Raw genomic sequence first — 16,151 nt, 5'->3', positions numbered from 1 at the left:
GACAGTTCCCGCACCCGCCGCGACAGCCGTCCGTAGGGCTTGCCGTTGGCGTAGGCCTTGTCCTCGTCGGCCTGCAGCATTTTCTCGCCGATCAGGACGAACAGCAGGTTGTTCAGCTGCGGCGAGACCTGGATGCTCATCGACGGCGTTCCGATCCGTCACCGTCGGTGCCCACCGCGGGTGTGCTTCCCGTCGGCCGCCCGGCCGGGCGACGCCCCGAGCGGGCAAGCGCGACGAGCCCCACCGCGGGGACGGAGGCCGAGGGGCCGGAGCAGCCGGAAGACGCGTGTGCTGGGAACATGGCGGAGTGATCGTCCGCGACATCGGCGACGCGCAGGCCAATAAAGATCAACGGATCGATGACGCGAACCGACTGTTCACCGACCCGTCACCCTCACCTGGCGACCGTGGCCGATGACCGGGGCCGTCACGCCCGGCCTTTCACGTCAGTGACCGCTCCACCGCTGCGGCGGACGCGAAGCAGCCGTGGAATACTCGGCAGGGTGCCTGCGCGGGCGGGAGCGGGAATGCTCCCCAGGGCCGACGCGGGCCCGACGCGGGCCCGACGAGGGCGGAGGCGCCCGGCCGGTACCTCGGAGGGCGGCCGTGGTTCGCATGACTGAAGGGCTAGGTCGGCTGCGCAGATGCTGAGACACGTCACCGCCACCCGCTACGTCGAACCCCTGCACTCCGGCGGCTCCGTCCCCGCGGTCGTCGAGGCCGACGACTGCGGAACGTACGTCGTCAAGTTCACCGGCTCGGCCCAGGGCCGCAAGGCGCTGGTCGCCGAGGTGATCGTCGGGGAGCTGGCGCGGGCGCTGGGGCTGCGCTTTCCCGAGCTGGTGCTGGTCGGCTTCGACCCGGCGATCGCGGAGAGCGAGCCGCACCAGGAGGTGCGCGAACTCCACCGGGTCAGCGCCGGCGTCAACCTAGGCATGGACCATCTGCCGGGTGCTGCGGACTTCACCCCCGAGGCGGCCCGGACCTTCCCGGTCGATCCGCTGGAGGCCGGGCGGATCGTCTGGTTCGACGCCCTCACCGCCAACGTCGACCGCACGGTGCACAGCTCCAACCTGATGATCTGGCCCACCCTGGGCACCGTACCGCCGCGGCTGTGGCTCATCGACCACGGCGCCGCCCTCGTCTTCCACCACCGCTGGGAGAGCGCCGACCCCGGCAAGGCGTACGACTTCCGCCACCACGCGCTGGGCCGCTACGCCCCCGACGTACGGGCCGCCGACACGGAACTCGCGCCCCGGGTGACCGAGCGGCTGCTGCGCGAGATCACCGCCGAGGTCCCGGACGCCTGGCTGGCCGCCGAGGAGGGCTTCGCCGGCCCCGACGACGCGCGCCGGGCTTACGTGGACCACCTCCACGCGCGCGTACGGGCGTCCGCCGCCTGGCTCCCCACCGACTTCCCCACCCGGGAGGAACTCGCCGCCGAGGACGCCCGACGCGCGGCCCGTACCCGGCAGGGCCGGCCGGACTGGCTCAAGCGGGTCCCCGACCTGCACGGCAAACCGGCGGCGGCACAGGACTGGTCGGTACACCTCAAGGGAAGCGGCGGATGACGGACGACGTACGGCGTGTGGAGATCGAGTACTGCACCCAGTGCCGCTGGCTGCCCCGGGCGGCCTGGCTGGCGCAGGAACTGCTGACCACCTTCGAGGCCGAGCTGACCGAACTGGCGCTCAAGCCGGGCACGGGCGGGGTGTTCGTCGTGCGGGTCGGCGACGAGGTGGTCTGGGACCGCCGCGAGCAGGGCTTCCCCGAGCCGACGGCCGTCAAGCGGGCCGTACGCGACCGAGTGGCCCCGGGCAGGACCTTGGGCCACTCGGAGCGGACGGCGTGAACCTCAGCCCTTGAGCTGCTCGTACGCCGGCAGGGTCAGGAAGTCGGCGTAGTCGTCGTCGAGGGAGACCGTCAGCAGCAGGTCGTGGGCCTGCTGCCAGTTGCCGGAGGCGAACGCCTCCTCGCCGGTCTCGGCGCGGATGGCGGCCAGTTCCTCGGCGGCGACCTCGCGGGCAAGCTCCGCGGTGACCCGTTCGCCGTTGTCGAGGACGACACCGGCGTTGATCCACTGCCAGATCTGGGAGCGGGAGATCTCGGCGGTGGCCGCGTCCTCCATCAGGTTGAAGATGGCGACCGCGCCGAGACCGCGCAGCCACGCCTCGATGTAACGGATGCCGACCTGGACGGCGTTGACCAGACCCGCGTACGTCGGCTTGGCGTCCAGGGAGTCGATGGCGATCAGGTCGGCGGCCTTGACGTCGACGTCCTCGCGCAGCCGGTCCTTCTGGTGCGGCTTGTCGCCGAGGACCTTGTCGAAGGACTCCATGGCGATCGGCACCAGGTCGGGGTGGGCGACCCAGGAACCGTCGAAACCGTCGCCGGCCTCGCGGTCCTTGTCGGCGCGGACCTTCTCGAAGGCCACCTTGTTGACCTCGGCGTCCCGGCGGGACGGGATGAACGCCGCCATGCCCCCGATCGCGTGCGCGCCGCGCTTGTGGCAGGTGCGGACGAGGAGTTCGGTGTACGCGCGCATGAACGGGGCGGTCATCGTCACCGCGTTGCGGTCCGGCAGGACGAACTTCTCGCCGCCGTCGCGGAAGTTCTTCACGATCGAGAAGAGGTAGTCCCAGCGGCCGGCGTTCAGCCCCGAGGCGTGGTCGCGCAGTTCGTAGAGGATCTCCTCCATCTCGTAGGCGGCCGTGATCGTCTCGATCAGGACGGTGGCGCGGACGGTGCCCTGCGGGATGCCGCAGTACTCCTGCGCGAAGACGAAGACCTCGTTCCAGAGGCGGGCCTCCAGGTGGGACTCCGTCTTGGGAAGGTAGAAGTACGGGCCCTTGCCGAGGTCGATCAGCCGCTGGGCGTTGTGGAAGAAGTACAGGCCGAAGTCGACCAGCGCGCCGGGGACCGGGGTGCCGTCGAGCCGCAGGTGGCGCTCGTCCAGGTGCCAGCCGCGGGGGCGCATGACGACCGTGGCCAGTTCCTCGTCGGCCTTCAGGGCGTAGGACTTGCCCGACCCGGCGTCCGTGAAGTCGATGTTCCGGGTGTAGGCGTCGATCAGGTTGAGCTGGCCGAGGACGACGTTCTCCCAGGTCGGGGCCGAGGCGTCCTCGAAGTCGGCGAGCCAGACCCGGGCGCCGGAGTTGAGCGCGTTGATCGTCATCTTGCGGTCGGTGGGACCGGTGATCTCCACCCGGCGGTCGTTCAGCGCGGCCGGGGCCGGGGCCACCCGCCAGGAGTCGTCCGCGCGGATCGCGGCGGTCTCGGGGAGGAAGTCGAGCGTGGAGGTGCGGGCGATCTCGGCGCGGCGCTCCGCGCGGCGGGCGAGGAGTCCGTCGCGACGGGGCGTGAACCGCCGGTGCAGCTCGGCCACGAAGGCGAGCGCCGCGTCGGTGAGGACCTCCTCCTGCCGGGGCAGGGGCTCGGCGTCGACGATGGCCAGCGGGGACGGCGCTGGTGCGGACATGAGCTGTCACTTCCTTCAGCGGGCGGCAAGCTTCTGATCAGTGGATAGTAGTTTCCTCATGGTGGAAGTTCAATGTTTTGTTGATGTCGAGACACCGGTGCGGCGCGTTCACTCGTCGAGGTGGACGAGGTCCGCCTCGGTGTCGATGTCGTAGGGCCGCGCCACGTCCGCGCACTCGACGAGCGTCAGCTCCCGCGCGTGCGCCTTCAGATAGGCGCGTGCCCCCCGGTCCCCGGCGGCAGTCGCGGTGACGCCCGCCCAGTGCGCCGCGCCGAGGAGCACGGGATGTCCGCGTACGCCGTCGTAGGCGGCCGAGACCAGTGACGTCTCGTCCCGGAAGGCGGCGCGGACCCGGGCCATCGCCTCGGCGCCGATGCCGGGCTGGTCCACCAGGCAGACGAGCGCGGCCCGCGCGCCCGTACCGGCCAGGGAGTCCAGCCCGGCGCGCAGGGAACCACCCATGCCCTGCTCCCAGTCCGGGTTGTCCACCAGGACGCACCCGTTCAGAGCCGCCCGCGCGCGTACGGTCTCCGCGCGCGCCCCCAGGACCACGTGCACGCGGGCGCAGCCGGCCGCGCGCAGGGCGAGTACCGCATGCTCGGCCAGTGGCCGGCCGCGGTGTTCCAGCAGCGCCTTGGGGCGTCCGCCCAGCCGCCGCCCGCCGCCCGCCGCCAACAGCAGGCCGGTGACCTGCTCTTCGTATGTCTTCATGCGTCCTGCATACCGGAGTTCGGCGAACGGCGTCCCGGCGAGCGGGGGGTTTCGGGACACTGAATTTCGGCCCCCGCTGTGGCGTGCGCGTACCGGGTGGCGTTTACTGACCCGCATCCCCTCGGCGCCCGACCAGCGCCGTCGGGGGCCAGAGCCTGTCCGACGGTGCCCGCCTGCCTCCGGGCGACGGCGGGCATCGTCGGACAGGCTCCGGGGGGAAACGGGATCGCGTGACGGGCGCACAACGGGGTGCCAGGGGGAGGGGCTGTGTTGCGTAGCGTGGGGCAGAAGCGAGCGGCCGACGGTGACGAGGACGTGCGGGTCCAGGAACTGCGGACCGCGGTGGCGCGGCTGCGCCGGCGGCTGGCCGCGTTGCCCGCGGAGTTCCCCGACCGGGGCGTCGCCGAGGAGGAGTTGGCCGACCTCGCCGCGATGGCCGCCGCCGGGGTGCCGGAGGTGCCGCGGCTGCGCCGCTCCCTGTTGCTGCTCGCCGGCGCGATCGGCTCGGTCAGCGCTCTGTCGGCCGGCCTGACGGAGGTCCGTCACGCCGTGGAACTCTTCGGGGGGCCCTCGCGGTCGTAGCCGGATGGTCGCGGTCGGGCCGGCGCGGCGTCAGGCCGCCGAGCCGCCGCCCGAGGCCAGCAGCGTCTGGGAGAGTTCCGCCGCCACCTGCCGCAGTACCGGCACGATCGTGGCGGTGGCCGCCTCGGTGACACGGCCGGCCGGACCGGAGATCGAGATGGCCGCGGCGGTGGGGGAGTCGGGCACCGGGACGGCCAGGCAGCGCACGCCGATCTCCTGCTCGTTGTCGTCGATCGCGTACCCCTGGCGCCGCACCTCCTCCAGCGCCGCCAGGAAACCGTCCGGCGTGGTGATCGTCTTCTCCGTGGCGGCGGGCATTCCGGTGCGGGCCAGCAGTGCCCGCACCTCTTCCGGCGGGAAACCCGCGAGCAGCGCCTTGCCCACGCCGGTGGAGTGCGGCAGCACCCGCCGGCCCACCTCGGTGAACATCCGCATCGAGTGCTTGGACGGCACCTGCGCCACGTACACGATCTCGTCCCCGTCCAGCAGGGCCATGTTCGCCGTCTCGCCGGTCTCCTCGACCAGGCGGGCCAGGTGCGGACGTGCCCATGTGCCCAGCAGCCGGGAGGCCGACTCGCCCAGGCGGATCAGGCGCGGGCCGAGCGCGTAGCGGCGGTTGGGCTGCTGACGGACGTAGCCGCAGGCGACCAGGGTGCGCATCAGCCGGTGGATGGTGGGCAGCGGCAGCCCGCTGCTCGCGGACAGCTCGCTCAGGCCGACCTCGCCGCCCGCGTCCGCCATCCGTTCGAGCAGGTCGAAGGCGCGCTCCAGGGACTGGACGCCGCCGCTCGCGGTGGTTTTGGCGGAGTCGGTGGTGCTGGCGCTGGACGACGGCACGGCACGTTCCTTTCGGGGCGGACGGGAGGGCAGAAGCCTACCCGGCGGCCGGTTGACTCCCTGCTCGTGCGTAGCTACGTTTTGCTTGTCGAAAGTGTATTTCCACTTTGTGGAAACCTCCAGGGGTGCCCGTCGTGCGGGCGCCCGACCGGGAGCGCCTTTCGGCGGCCGGGGGTGCCTCTTGACGCCGGGGAGGCGGAGGGGGAAGCTCCTTCAACAGTTCGTTGAAGTGCGTTCCATGGCGAAAGAGAGGGGCTCGGGTGTCCGAAGCCGAACTGGTGCTGCGCTCCACGCGGGTCGTCACCCCGGAGGGGACACGCGCCGCGTCGATCCCGGTGACCGACGGCACGATCACCGCCGTCCTGCCGTACGACGCCCCCGTCCCGTCCGGTGCCCGCCTGGAGGACGTCGGAGACCACGTCGTCCTGCCCGGCCTGGTCGACACCCACGTGCACGTCAACGACCCCGGCCGCACCGAGTGGGAGGGCTTCTGGACCGCCACCCGCGCCGCCGCGGCCGGCGGCATCACCACCCTCGTCGACATGCCGCTCAACTCGCTGCCGCCCACCACCACCGTCGACCACCTGCGCGTCAAGCGGCAGGTCGCCGCGGACAAGGCCCACATCGACGTCGGCTTCTGGGGCGGCGCCCTGCCCGACAACGTCAAGGACCTGCGCCCGCTGCACGAGGCCGGGGTCTTCGGCTTCAAGGCGTTCCTGTCCCCGTCGGGCGTGGACGAGTTCCCCCACCTCGACCAGGAGCAACTCGCCCGGTCCCTGGCCGAGATCGCCTCCTTCGACGGCCTGCTGATCGTGCACGCCGAGGACCCGGACCACTTGGCCGCCGCCCCGCAGCAAGGCGGCCCGCACTACCGGGACTTCCTCGCCAGCCGCCCGCGCGACGCCGAGAACAGCGCCATCGCGGCCCTCATCGCCCAGGCGAAACGGTTCGACGCCCGGGTACACGTCCTGCACCTGTCCTCCAGCGACGCGCTGCCGCTGATAGCCGAGGCCAGGGCCGAGGGCGTCCGCCTCACCGTCGAGACCTGCCCGCACTACCTGACCCTCACCGCCGAGGAAGTCCCGGACGGTGCCAGCGAGTTCAAGTGCTGCCCGCCCATCCGCGAGGCCGCCAACCAGGACCTGCTGTGGCAGGCGCTGGCCGACGGCACCATCGACTGCGTCGTCACCGACCACTCGCCGTCCACCGCCGACCTGAAGACCGACGACTTCGCCACCGCCTGGGGCGGCATCTCCGGCCTCCAGCTCAGCCTGCCCGCGATGTGGACCGCCGCCCGCGCCCGCGGCCACGCGCTGGAGGACGTCGTCCGCTGGATGTCCGCGGGTACGGCCGCCCTGGCCGGACTCGACCGCAAGGGCGCCGTCGAGGCGGGCCGCGACGCCGACTTCGCCGTCCTCGCCCCCGACGAGACGTTCACCGTCGACCCGGCCGCCCTCCAGCACCGCAACCGCGTCACCGCGTACGCCGGCCGGACCCTGTACGGCGTCGTCAAGTCCACCTGGCTGCGCGGACAGCGCGTGGTGGCCGACGGCGCGTTCACCGCACCGAAGGGACGGCTCCTCACCCGGAACCCCTGACCACCACGGCCACCACCACGACCACCAAGTCCGCACACCGCCCGACGACGAAAGGCAGAACTGATCACTGTGACGGCGACCTCGATGTTCACCGGCGACGCGAACCCCTACGCGGGCGGTGACCCGTACGCGGACTACCGCAGCGCGGAGCTGCCCTTCACGCACCACGCCAACCTCGCCGACCGGCGGCTGGGCGCCGGGGTCGTCGCCGCCAACGACGAGTTCTTCGCCCAGCGGGAGAATCTGCTGGTGCCCGGGCGGGCCGAGTTCGACCCCGAGCACTTCGGGCACAAGGGCAAGATCATGGACGGCTGGGAGACCCGCCGGCGCCGCGGCGTCTCGGCCGGCCACCCCTGGCCCGCCGACGACGACCACGACTGGGCCCTGGTCCGCCTCGGTGCCCCCGGCGTGATCCGGGGCATCGTCGTCGACACCGCGCACTTCCGCGGCAACCACCCGCAGGCGGTGTCCGTCGAGGGCACCGCGCTGCCCGGCTCCCCGTCCCCCGAGGACCTCCTCGCCGACGACGTCAAGTGGACGACCCTCGTCCCGCGCACCCCCGTCGGCGGCCACGCGGCCAACGGCTTCGCGGTCGACGTCGAGCAGCGCTTCACGCACCTGAGGGTGAAGCAGCACCCCGACGGCGGCATCGCCCGCCTGCGCGTCCACGGCGAGGTCGTCCCGGACCCGGCGTGGCTCGCCGCCCTCGGCACCTTCGACGTGGTCGCCCTGGAGAACGGCGGCCGGGTCGAGGACGCCTCCGACCTCTTCTACTCGCCGGCCACCAACACCATCCAGCCGGGCCGCTCCCGCAAGATGGACGACGGCTGGGAGACCCGGCGCCGCCGTGACCGGGGCAACGACTGGATCGCCTACCGCCTGGCCGAGCGTTCCCGGATCCGCGCGGTCGAGATCGACACGGCGTACCTCAAGGGCAACGCGGCCGGCTGGGCCTCGCTCTCCGTCAAGGACGGCGAGGGCGGCGAGGGCGGCGAGTGGCGCGAGATCCTGCCCCGCACCCGTCTCCAGCCCGACACCAACCACCGCTTCGTCCTCGCCGAGGAGGCCGTCGGCACGCACGCGCGCGTGGACATCTTCCCCGACGGCGGCATCTCCCGCCTGCGCCTGTTCGGCGCCCTCACCGAGGACGGCGCGGCCCGGCTGGCCGCCCGCCACCAGGAACTGGGCGGCTGACCGGGCCGGACGACAGCGCGGCCAGGCGGGCCGGAACGCAGCTGCCCGCCTGACCGCGCCCGCCTGGCGGGAAACGTGGCCGGGAAGCGATGAGTCGCGCGGACGGGCGGAGTCTGCCCTGATGACAGTGGATACGCCGCGCGCGAAAGGCAGGCACCCGTCATGGGCAAGCTCGTCCTCACCACCTTCGTCACCCTCGACGGCGTCTACCAGGGCCCCGGCGGCCCCCAGGAGGACACCAGCGGCGGCTTCGGCCAGGGCGGCTGGGCCGTCCCGTTCGACGACGAGGACACCGACCGGTTCATCCACGAGGTCTACGGCCGCGTCGGCGCCTTCCTCCTCGGACGCCGTACGTACGACATCTTCGCCGCGTACTGGCCGAAGGTCACCGACCCCGCCGACCCGATCGCCTCGAAGCTGAACGGCCTGCCGAAGTACGTCGCTTCCACCACCCTCACCGACCCCGGGTGGGCCGGCACCACCGTGCTCGGCGCCGACCTCGCCGCGGAGGTCACCGCGGCCAAAGAACGCACGGACGGCGAGATCCTGTCGCACGGCAGCGGCGTCCTCACCCGCTCCCTGTTCGCGCTCGGCCTCGTCGACACCCTCCACCTGCTGACCTACCCCGTCGTCCTGGGCGCCGGGCGGCGCCTGTTCGAGGAGGGCGGCGCGCCGACCGCCTTCCGGCACACCGGCGGGCGGATCACGGCGAAGGGCGTGACCATCCAGTCGTACGAGCCGGCGGGACGCCCCGAGTACGGCACGTACGAGCTGCCGGTGGACGGGTGACGCGGGCGCCGGGCCGCCCGGGGCTCCTCGCCGTGCCGCAGGCGGACCGGCCGTGTGCACGGGTTAACCCCGTGAAAACTCATCGGGCGAGACGGAGAAATCTTCCTCCTTGTCATTGACATGCCATCGTCTACGCGCGTCATCATGGTGGACATGCGATTCCCCCCACACGCCGCCCGCGTCGGCGCGGCCGCCGCAGCCCTGACCGCCCTGCTCGTGGGCGGCACCGTCTCCGCGACCACCGCCACCGCCGCCCCCGCGGCGGTCGGCAGCATCTGCTACAGCGACCTGCCGTCCCAGGCGCACGACACCCTCGACCTGATCGAACAGGGCGGCCCTTACCCGTTCGAGCAGGACGGGACCGTCTTCCAGAACCGCGAGGGCATTCTGCCCAGCCAGTCCACCGGCTACTACCACGAGTACACGGTGATCACCCCCGGCTCCTCCACGCGTGGCGCCCGCCGCATCGTCACCGGTGAGGAGTACCGGGAGGACTACTACACCGCCGACCACTACGCCTCGTTCGACCTGGTCGATCACGGCTGCTGACGACCGTTCGACCACGGCTGCCGATCACCGCGTGCCGCGTCCGCCGTCGGCCGCGGCGCACAGGGCGAAGCCCAGCACGAGCAGGGCGACGTTCACGTAGATCCCGTAGCCGTCGAGGAAACCGATCCGCTGCACCAGGCCGATGTGCCAGTCGGTGAACTCGTGCAGCAGACCGGCCGCTCCCTGGAGGACGGCCAGGAATCCCAGTAGTTCCAGCGACTTCTTCATGCTGACAGACCCTCGCCCCGCGGACCCCCCACCCACATCGGCCGCGGGGCGAGACCTTTCCGACGGAAGTACCGGCCGCCGGCCGTCCCGGCCGACGAAAGTCTCCCGTCGTGCGACTCAGGTAGGAGATGCGGTCCGCGGGGCGGTGGCGGCGGCCCGCGATGCGTACATTCGTCGTCCGTGACAGTCGTACGGAGCACGTCGTCCCCGGCCCGCCAGGAACGGCACTGGCTGCTGCCGTCCGCCCTGGCGGAGCAACTGGACCCGGACCCCGCGCGGCCCGGCGGGCGGCCCCGGCGGACCGCCCGCGACTGGTGCGTCGACACGGCCTGCTTCCTGCTCGCCGTCGTCATCGGCCTGCTCACGGCGGACGCACTGGAGAACGAGCCGGGCCTCTCGCCCGGGGTCCAGGCCGCCGACCAGCTCGTCGGTGCCCTCGCCTGCGCCGCCGTCTGGCTGCGGCGCCGCCGGCCGGTCGGGCTCGCCGTGGCCCTGGTCCCGGTGTCGCTGGTCTCCGCCACCGCGGGCGGCGCCGTCCTGGCGTCCCTCTTCACCCTCGCCGTGCACCGGCCGTTCCGGTACGTGGCCTGGACGGGCGGCGCCTTCATCGCACTCCAGCCCCTCTACTACCGTCTGCGCCCGGACCCCGAACTCCCCTACGTGGGCGCCGTCCTCTTCGGCTTCCTGCTGACCACCGCGGCGGTGGGCTGGGGCATGCTCGCCCGGTCCAAACGGCAGCTCCTGGTCAGCCTGCGGGACCGGGCCCGGCGTGCCGAGACGGAGGCCCGGCTGCGGGCCGAGCAGGCGCAGCGGCTGGCCCGCGAGGACATCGCCCGCGAGATGCACGATGTCCTCGCCCACCGGCTCACCCTGCTCAGCGTGCACGCGGGAGCGCTGGAGTTCCGGCCGGACGCGCCCCGCGAGGAGGTGGCGCGGGCGGCGGGCGTCATCCGGGAGAGCGCGCACGAGGCCCTCCAGGACCTGCGGGAGATCATCGGCGTACTGCGGACCGGCCACGCCGATGAACCTGACGACGCCGGCCGGCCCCAGCCGACCCTCGCGGCACTCGACGCGCTGGTCACCGAGTCCCGGGAGGCCGGCATGACGGTCACGCTCGCCGGACGGGTCGCCGAGTCCGCCGCCGTCCCCGCCGCCGTGGGCCGCACCGCCTACCGCATCGCCCAGGAGGCCCTGACCAACGCCCGCAAACACGCCCCCGGCACGGAGGTGTCCGTCTCCGTCACCGGCGCGCCGGGCGACGGACTCACCGTGACCGTGCGCAACGCCCCGCCCGACCGCGACGTACCCCCCGTCCCGGGCTCCGGACAGGGCCTGATCGGCCTCACCGAACGCGCCACCCTCACCGGTGGCACCCTCCGCCACGGCCCCACGGCGGACGGCGGGTTCGAGGTACGGGGGTGGCTGCCCTGGGGATGACGCGGAGGTGACGCGGGAGCGCCCGGCCCCGCCGGAGCGTGATTACGTGACTCCCATGACTGCTGCCACCATCAGACTCCTCCTCGTCGACGACGACCCCTTGGTGCGGGCCGGGCTGTCGCTGATGATGGGCGGCGCCGACGACATCACGGTCGTCGGTGAGGCCGCCGACGGCGCCGAGGCCGAGACGCTGGTCGACCGCACCCGCCCGGACGTCGTCCTCATGGACATCCGGATGCCCGGGACGGACGGCCTGACCGCCACCGAGCGGCTGCGCGGGCGCGAGAACGCCCCGCAGGTCGTGGTGCTCACCACCTTCCACGCCGACGAGCAGGTGCTGCGGGCGCTGCGCGCGGGGGCCGCGGGCTTCGTCCTGAAGGACACCCCGCCCGCCGAGATCGTCGACGCTGTGCGCAAGGTCGCCGCGGGCGACCCCGTCCTGTCGCCCGCCGTGACCCGCCGGCTGATGGCGCACGCGGCCGACACCGCCGCCGACGACCGGCGCTCCCGCGCGCGGGCCCGCGTCACCGCGCTGGCCGACCGCGAACGCGAGGTCGCCGTGGCGGTCGGCCGGGGCCTGGCCAACGCCGAGATCGCGGCCGAACTCTTCATGAGCGTCGCCACCGTCAAGGCCCATGTCTCCCGCGCCCTCGCCAAGCTGCGCCTCAACAACCGCGTGCAGCTGGCGCTGCTGGTCTACGACGCGGGACTCCTGGACGGCCCGGAGGCCGGCGCGTACTGACACCGCCCGCCTGCCGGCCCTGACGCCATGACAGGGATGCGCATGTCCGAACAACCAGGCAACCGGATAACCGGCCAACCGAACAACAAGACTTCCCGTCAACAGTTCGCAGAGCTACGCTCGCCCCGTGCCGAAGCCAGAAGGTGACCCGACCGCGACGCTCGACCTCGGTGTGGACCGGACCAGTCCGGTGCCGCTGTACTTCCAGCTGTCGCAGCAGCTGGAGGCGGCCATCGAGCGCGGCGCCCTGACCCCGGGGAGTCTGCTGGGCAACGAGATCGAGCTGGCCGCCCGGCTCGGACTGTCCCGGCCCACGGTCCGCCAGGCCATCCAGTCGCTGGTCGACAAGGGCCTGCTGGTGCGCCGCCGCGGCGTCGGCACCCAGGTCGTCCACAGCCGGGTCAAGCGCCCCCTGGAGCTGAGCAGCCTCTACGACGACCTGGCGGCGGCGGGTCAGCGTCCTGGTACGAAGGTCCTGGTCAACGATGTCGTCCCGGCGACCGCCGAGATCGCCGCCGCGCTGGGTGTGGCCGAGGGGAACGAGGTCCACCACGTGGAGCGGCTGCGGCTGACCCACGGCGAGCCGATGGCGTACCTGTGCAACTACCTGCCGCCCGGCCTCCTCGACCTGGACACCGGCCGGCTGGAGGCGACCGGTCTGTACCGGCTCATGCGCGGCGCGGGCATCACCCTGCACAGCGCCCGCCAGTCCATCGGCGCCCGCGCCGCCACCGCCGCCGAGGCCGAGCGGCTCGGCGAGGACGAGGGCGCCCCGCTGCTCACCATGGAGCGTGCCACGTACGACGACAGCGGCCGCGCGGTCGAGTACGGCACCCACACCTACCGGCCGTCCCGTTACTCGTTCGAGTTCCAGCTCCTCGTCCGGTCCTGAGCCACCGGGCCGCTACCGGCCCCCCGTGCGCCGCGCCCGGTGCCCGTGCCCGACAATAGGGCGTTTGGGTTGGTGAGGTCGCCGGCCCTCACGTAGGACAGAACCACCGCAGACACCACCACAGACCACAGCAAGACACACCGCAAGACAGCACACCGCAAGACAGCACACAGCAAGAAGGGCACCGCCTCGTGGCACGGTTTCGGACCTGGACAGGCATCGCGCTGGCAGGGGCATTGTCACTCTCCCTCGTCGGCTGCAGCAGCACCGGCGGCAAGCGCGCCGAGGACGCCCGCAAGGCCGCCGCGGCCCAGGGGAAGGCGGCGGTGAACACGCCCCGCTGGACCGTCGCGATGATCACCCACTCGGGCGACGGCGACACCTTCTGGGACATCGTCCAGAGCGGCGCCGAGCAGGCCGCCGTCAAGGACAACATCAACTTCCTGTACTCCCACGACGACGAGGCCCAGCAGCAGGCCCAGCTCGTCGACGCGGCCGTGGACAAGAAGGTCGACGGGATCATCGTCACGCTGGCCAAGCCGGACGCCATGAAGGCCGCCGTCGCCCGCGCGGTGAAGGCCGGCATCCCGGTGATCACCGTGAACTCCGGCTCGGCCGAGTCCAAGGAGTTCGGCGCGCTCACCCACATCGGACAGGACGAGACGATCGCCGGCGAGGCCGTCGGCGAGGAACTGAACGAGCGGGGCCGCGAGAGCGCCGTCTGCGTCCTGCACGAGCAGGGCAACGTCGGTCACGAGCAGCGCTGCGACGGCGTGGCGAAGACCTTCGACGGCAAGCTCCAGCGGCTCTACGTCACCGGCACCAGCATGCCGGACGTGCAGTCCGCCATCGAGGCGAAGCTCCAGACCGACAAGGGCGTGGACACCGTGGTCACGCTGGGCGCCCCGTACGCGGACACCGCCGTCAAGGCCAAGCGGGGCGCGAACAGCGACGCCGAGATCGACACCTTCGACCTGAACGCCAAGGTCGCGGCCGGCCTGAAGGACGGCAGCCTCGGCTTCGCCGTCGACCAGCAGCCCTACCTCCAGGGCTACGAGGCGGTCGACCTGCTGTGGCTCTACCGGTACAACGCCGACGTCCTCGGCGGCGGGCAGCCCGTGCTCACCGGCCCGCAGATCATCACCGAGGACGACGCCGACGCGCTGGCGGACTACACGGAACGGGGCACCCGATGAGCGCCACCGGAGCGGCAGTCTCCGACGAAAGGATCCTGCGCACCTCGCCGCTGCGGAAGCTGCTCGGCCGCCCCGAGCTGGGCTCGGTCGTCGGCGCCATAGCCGTCTTCGTCTTCTTCGCGCTGGCCGCCGACAGCTTCCTGCACGCCTCCAGCCTCAGCACGGTCCTGTACGCCTCCTCCACGATCGGCATCATGGCCGTACCCGTGGCGCTGCTGATGATCGGCGGGGAGTTCGACCTGTCGGCGGGCGTCATGGTGACCTCCTCCGCCCTGCTGTCCTCGATGTTCAGCTACCAGATGACCGCGAACGTCTGGGTCGGCGTCGGCGTCTCCCTGCTGGTCACCCTCGCCCTCGGCGCCTTCAACGGCTTCATGCTCAGCCGCACCAAGCTGCCCAGCTTCATCATCACGCTGGGCACCTACCTGATGCTGATCGGCATGAACCTCGGCTTCACCAAGCTGATCGACGGCACCGTCTCCACCAAGACCATCGCCGACATGGAGGGCTTCGCCTCCGCCAAGGACGTCTTCGCCTCGACGCTCACCGTCGGCGGCGTCGGCTTCAAGATCACCATCCTGTGGTGGCTGGCGCTGGTCGCGGTGGCGAGCTGGATCCTGCTGCGCACCCGCGCAGGCAACTGGATCTTCGCGGTCGGCGGCAACCAGGACGCCGCCCGCGCGGTCGGCGTCCCGGTGACGAAGACGAAGATCGGCCTGTACATGGGCGTCGCCTTCGGCGCCTGGATCTCCGGCCAGCACCTGCTCTTCTCGTACGACGTCGTGCAGTCCGGCGAGGGCGTCGGCAACGAGCTGATCTACATCATCGCGGCCGTGATCGGCGGCTGTCTGATCACCGGCGGCTACGGCAGCGCGGTCGGCTCGGCGGTCGGCGCGCTGATCTTCGGCATGACCAGCAAGGGCATCGTCTTCGCCGAGTGGAACCCGGACTGGTTCAAGTTCTTCCTCGGAGCGATGCTGCTCCTCGCGACCCTGCTCAACGCCTGGGTCCGCAAGCGCGCGGAGGCCACCAAGTGACGCGGACATCGAGTCGTACCCCCCTCGTCGAACTGTCGGACGTCAGCAAGCAGTACGGCAACGTCCGCGCCCTGGAGGGGGTGTCCCTGGCGGCGCACGCCGGGGAGATCACCTGCGTGCTCGGCGACAACGGCGCCGGCAAGTCCACCCTCATCAAGATCATCGCGGGGCTGCACCAGCACGACGGCGGCACCCTGGCCCTGGACGGCGAGGAGACCCGCCTCTCCTCGCCCCGCGAGGCCCTCGACCGGGGCATCGCCACCGTCTACCAGGACCTGGCCGTCGTCCCGCTCATGCCGGTGTGGCGCAACTTCTTCCTCGGCTCCGAGCCGCGCAAGGGCGTGGCCCCGTTCAAGCGCATGGACGTCGACCTCATGCGTCGCACCACGCGCGCGGAACTGCTCCGCATGGGCATCGACCTGCGCGACGTCGACCAGCCCATCGGCACCCTCTCCGGCGGCGAGCGCCAGTGCGTGGCGATCGCCCGCGCGGTGTACTTCGGCGCCAAGGTGCTGGTACTGGACGAGCCGACCGCCGCGCTGGGCGTGAAGCAGTCGGGGGTCGTACTGAAGTACGTGGCGGCCGCCCGCGACGAGGGCCTCGCCGTCGTCTTCATCACCCACAACCCGCACCACGCCTATCTGGTCGGCGACCGTTTCGTCCTCCTGAAGCGCGGCACCATGGTCGGCAACCACACCCGCGACGACATCACCCTGGACGAGCTGACCCGCCAGATGGCCGGCGGCAACGAACTGGACGACCTGCGCCACGAACTACGCCGCCGCTAGGCGCCCGGACACGGACGCGGGGAAGCGCGCGCCCGGCCCCGAACCACCCGCACCCGACCGACCCCCGACAACCCCCTCACCCGCGCCGTTCGG

At 72.1% G+C, this 16,151-nt stretch carries 17 protein-coding genes; 13 read left to right on the top strand and 4 right to left on the bottom strand.

Going from position 1 to position 16,151, the window contains the following annotated elements; genetic code table 11:
* The first annotated feature begins 644 nt into the window (after positions 1-644).
* Positions 645-1,571, top strand: a complete 927-nt coding sequence (locus ACZ3IG_RS21790; protein WP_467434063.1) for a HipA family kinase — start codon at positions 645-647, stop codon at positions 1,569-1,571.
* Positions 1,568-1,852, top strand: a complete 285-nt coding sequence (locus tag ACZ3IG_RS21785; protein WP_467434061.1) for an Rdx family protein — start codon at positions 1,568-1,570, stop codon at positions 1,850-1,852. The genes ACZ3IG_RS21790 and ACZ3IG_RS21785 overlap by 4 nt, the downstream gene beginning before the upstream one ends.
* 3 nt (positions 1,853-1,855) lie before the next feature.
* Here ACZ3IG_RS21785 and aceB read toward each other — a convergent pair whose 3' ends face one another.
* Together aceB and ACZ3IG_RS21775 are read right to left on the bottom strand one after the other, a co-directional pair.
* Entirely contained in the window at positions 1,856-3,478 is a 1,623-nt protein-coding gene (aceB, locus tag ACZ3IG_RS21780; protein ID WP_467434060.1) for a malate synthase A, read from the bottom strand.
* Positions 3,479-3,586: 108 nt separating this feature from the next.
* Entirely contained in the window at positions 3,587-4,189 is a 603-nt protein-coding gene (locus ACZ3IG_RS21775) for a nucleotidyltransferase family protein (RefSeq protein WP_467434059.1), read from the bottom strand.
* A gap of 267 nt (positions 4,190-4,456) precedes the next feature.
* Between ACZ3IG_RS21775 and ACZ3IG_RS21770 the strand changes: the two genes are divergently transcribed.
* Entirely contained in the window at positions 4,457-4,771 is a 315-nt protein-coding gene (locus ACZ3IG_RS21770; protein ID WP_467434057.1) for a DUF5955 family protein, read from the top strand.
* Between the two features lie 30 nt (positions 4,772-4,801).
* Here ACZ3IG_RS21770 and ACZ3IG_RS21765 read toward each other — a convergent pair whose 3' ends face one another.
* Positions 4,802-5,608, bottom strand: a complete 807-nt coding sequence (locus ACZ3IG_RS21765) for an IclR family transcriptional regulator (protein WP_467434056.1) — start codon at positions 5,606-5,608, stop codon at positions 4,802-4,804.
* 260 nt (positions 5,609-5,868) lie between these two features.
* Here ACZ3IG_RS21765 and allB point away from each other — a divergent pair, with 260 nt between their 5' ends.
* The 4 genes from allB to ACZ3IG_RS21745 all read left to right on the top strand — a co-directional run bounded on the left by allB (position 5,869) and on the right by ACZ3IG_RS21745 (position 9,738).
* Positions 5,869-7,206 (top strand): allantoinase AllB, encoded by a 1,338-nt coding sequence (gene allB, locus ACZ3IG_RS21760; RefSeq protein WP_467434055.1) that lies wholly within the window; start codon positions 5,869-5,871, stop codon positions 7,204-7,206.
* Positions 7,207-7,275: 69 nt separating this feature from the next.
* Positions 7,276-8,400, top strand: coding sequence for an allantoicase (gene alc / locus ACZ3IG_RS21755; RefSeq protein WP_467434053.1), 1,125 nt, complete (start codon positions 7,276-7,278; stop codon positions 8,398-8,400).
* A 162-nt stretch (positions 8,401-8,562) separates the two neighbouring features.
* Positions 8,563-9,189 (top strand): dihydrofolate reductase family protein, encoded by a 627-nt coding sequence (locus ACZ3IG_RS21750; protein WP_467434052.1) that lies wholly within the window; start codon positions 8,563-8,565, stop codon positions 9,187-9,189.
* A gap of 153 nt (positions 9,190-9,342) precedes the next feature.
* Entirely contained in the window at positions 9,343-9,738 is a 396-nt protein-coding gene (locus ACZ3IG_RS21745; RefSeq protein ID WP_467434050.1) for a guanyl-specific ribonuclease, read from the top strand.
* A 24-nt stretch (positions 9,739-9,762) separates the two neighbouring features.
* On the opposite strand, the gene ACZ3IG_RS21740 is transcribed toward ACZ3IG_RS21745, so the two are convergent.
* Positions 9,763-9,966 carry a hypothetical protein gene (locus ACZ3IG_RS21740; RefSeq protein ID WP_467434049.1) on the bottom strand — a complete coding sequence of 68 codons (204 nt, stop codon included), beginning with the start codon at positions 9,964-9,966 and terminating at the stop codon, positions 9,763-9,765.
* A gap of 180 nt (positions 9,967-10,146) precedes the next feature.
* On the opposite strand from ACZ3IG_RS21740, the gene ACZ3IG_RS21735 reads away from it, so the two are divergent.
* The 6 genes from ACZ3IG_RS21735 to ACZ3IG_RS21710 all read left to right on the top strand — a co-directional run bounded on the left by ACZ3IG_RS21735 (position 10,147) and on the right by ACZ3IG_RS21710 (position 16,058).
* Positions 10,147-11,403, top strand: coding sequence for a sensor histidine kinase (locus tag ACZ3IG_RS21735; RefSeq protein ID WP_467434048.1), 1,257 nt, complete (start codon positions 10,147-10,149; stop codon positions 11,401-11,403).
* A 55-nt stretch (positions 11,404-11,458) separates the two neighbouring features.
* Complete coding sequence (locus ACZ3IG_RS21730; RefSeq protein ID WP_467434046.1) at positions 11,459-12,145, top strand: response regulator transcription factor; 687 nt, start codon at positions 11,459-11,461, stop codon at positions 12,143-12,145.
* A 127-nt stretch (positions 12,146-12,272) separates the two neighbouring features.
* Complete coding sequence (locus tag ACZ3IG_RS21725) at positions 12,273-13,037, top strand: GntR family transcriptional regulator (RefSeq protein ID WP_467434045.1); 765 nt, start codon at positions 12,273-12,275, stop codon at positions 13,035-13,037.
* A gap of 191 nt (positions 13,038-13,228) precedes the next feature.
* Positions 13,229-14,233, top strand: coding sequence for a sugar ABC transporter substrate-binding protein (locus ACZ3IG_RS21720; protein ID WP_467434044.1), 1,005 nt, complete (start codon positions 13,229-13,231; stop codon positions 14,231-14,233).
* The gene (locus ACZ3IG_RS21715; protein ID WP_467434043.1) at positions 14,230-15,270 is read left to right on the top strand and encodes an ABC transporter permease; all 1,041 of its coding nucleotides are present in this window, start codon (positions 14,230-14,232) and stop codon (positions 15,268-15,270) included. The genes ACZ3IG_RS21720 and ACZ3IG_RS21715 overlap by 4 nt, the downstream gene beginning before the upstream one ends.
* Positions 15,267-16,058: an ATP-binding cassette domain-containing protein gene (locus ACZ3IG_RS21710; protein WP_467434042.1), complete on the top strand. Its 792-nt coding sequence runs from the start codon at positions 15,267-15,269 to the stop codon at positions 16,056-16,058. Before ACZ3IG_RS21715 ends, ACZ3IG_RS21710 begins: the two co-directional genes overlap by 4 nt.
* Positions 16,059-16,151 lie beyond the last annotated feature (93 nt).

It is taken from the genome of Streptomyces sp. NPDC016677 (assembly GCF_055562815.1).
The sequence above is the reverse complement of the archived record's forward strand: the minus strand, read 5'-3'. Positions and strand labels throughout refer to the sequence as shown.

Excerpts from the sequence above, each read along its gene's own strand:
- ACZ3IG_RS21790 (WP_467434063.1), top strand. The coding sequence starts at position 645 with ATGCTGAGACACGTCACCGCCACCCGCTACGTCGAACCCCTGCACTCC.
- ACZ3IG_RS21785 (WP_467434061.1), top strand. The coding sequence starts at position 1,568 with ATGACGGACGACGTACGGCGTGTGGAGATCGAGTACTGCACCCAGTGC.
- aceB (WP_467434060.1), bottom strand. The coding sequence starts at position 3,478 with ATGTCCGCACCAGCGCCGTCCCCGCTGGCCATCGTCGACGCCGAGCCC.
- ACZ3IG_RS21775 (WP_467434059.1), bottom strand. The coding sequence starts at position 4,189 with ATGAAGACATACGAAGAGCAGGTCACCGGCCTGCTGTTGGCGGCGGGC.
- ACZ3IG_RS21750 (WP_467434052.1), top strand. The coding sequence starts at position 8,563 with ATGGGCAAGCTCGTCCTCACCACCTTCGTCACCCTCGACGGCGTCTAC.
- ACZ3IG_RS21745 (WP_467434050.1), top strand. The coding sequence starts at position 9,343 with ATGCGATTCCCCCCACACGCCGCCCGCGTCGGCGCGGCCGCCGCAGCC.
- ACZ3IG_RS21740 (WP_467434049.1), bottom strand. The coding sequence starts at position 9,966 with ATGAAGAAGTCGCTGGAACTACTGGGATTCCTGGCCGTCCTCCAGGGA.
- ACZ3IG_RS21730 (WP_467434046.1), top strand. The coding sequence starts at position 11,459 with ATGACTGCTGCCACCATCAGACTCCTCCTCGTCGACGACGACCCCTTG.
- ACZ3IG_RS21715 (WP_467434043.1), top strand. The coding sequence starts at position 14,230 with ATGAGCGCCACCGGAGCGGCAGTCTCCGACGAAAGGATCCTGCGCACC.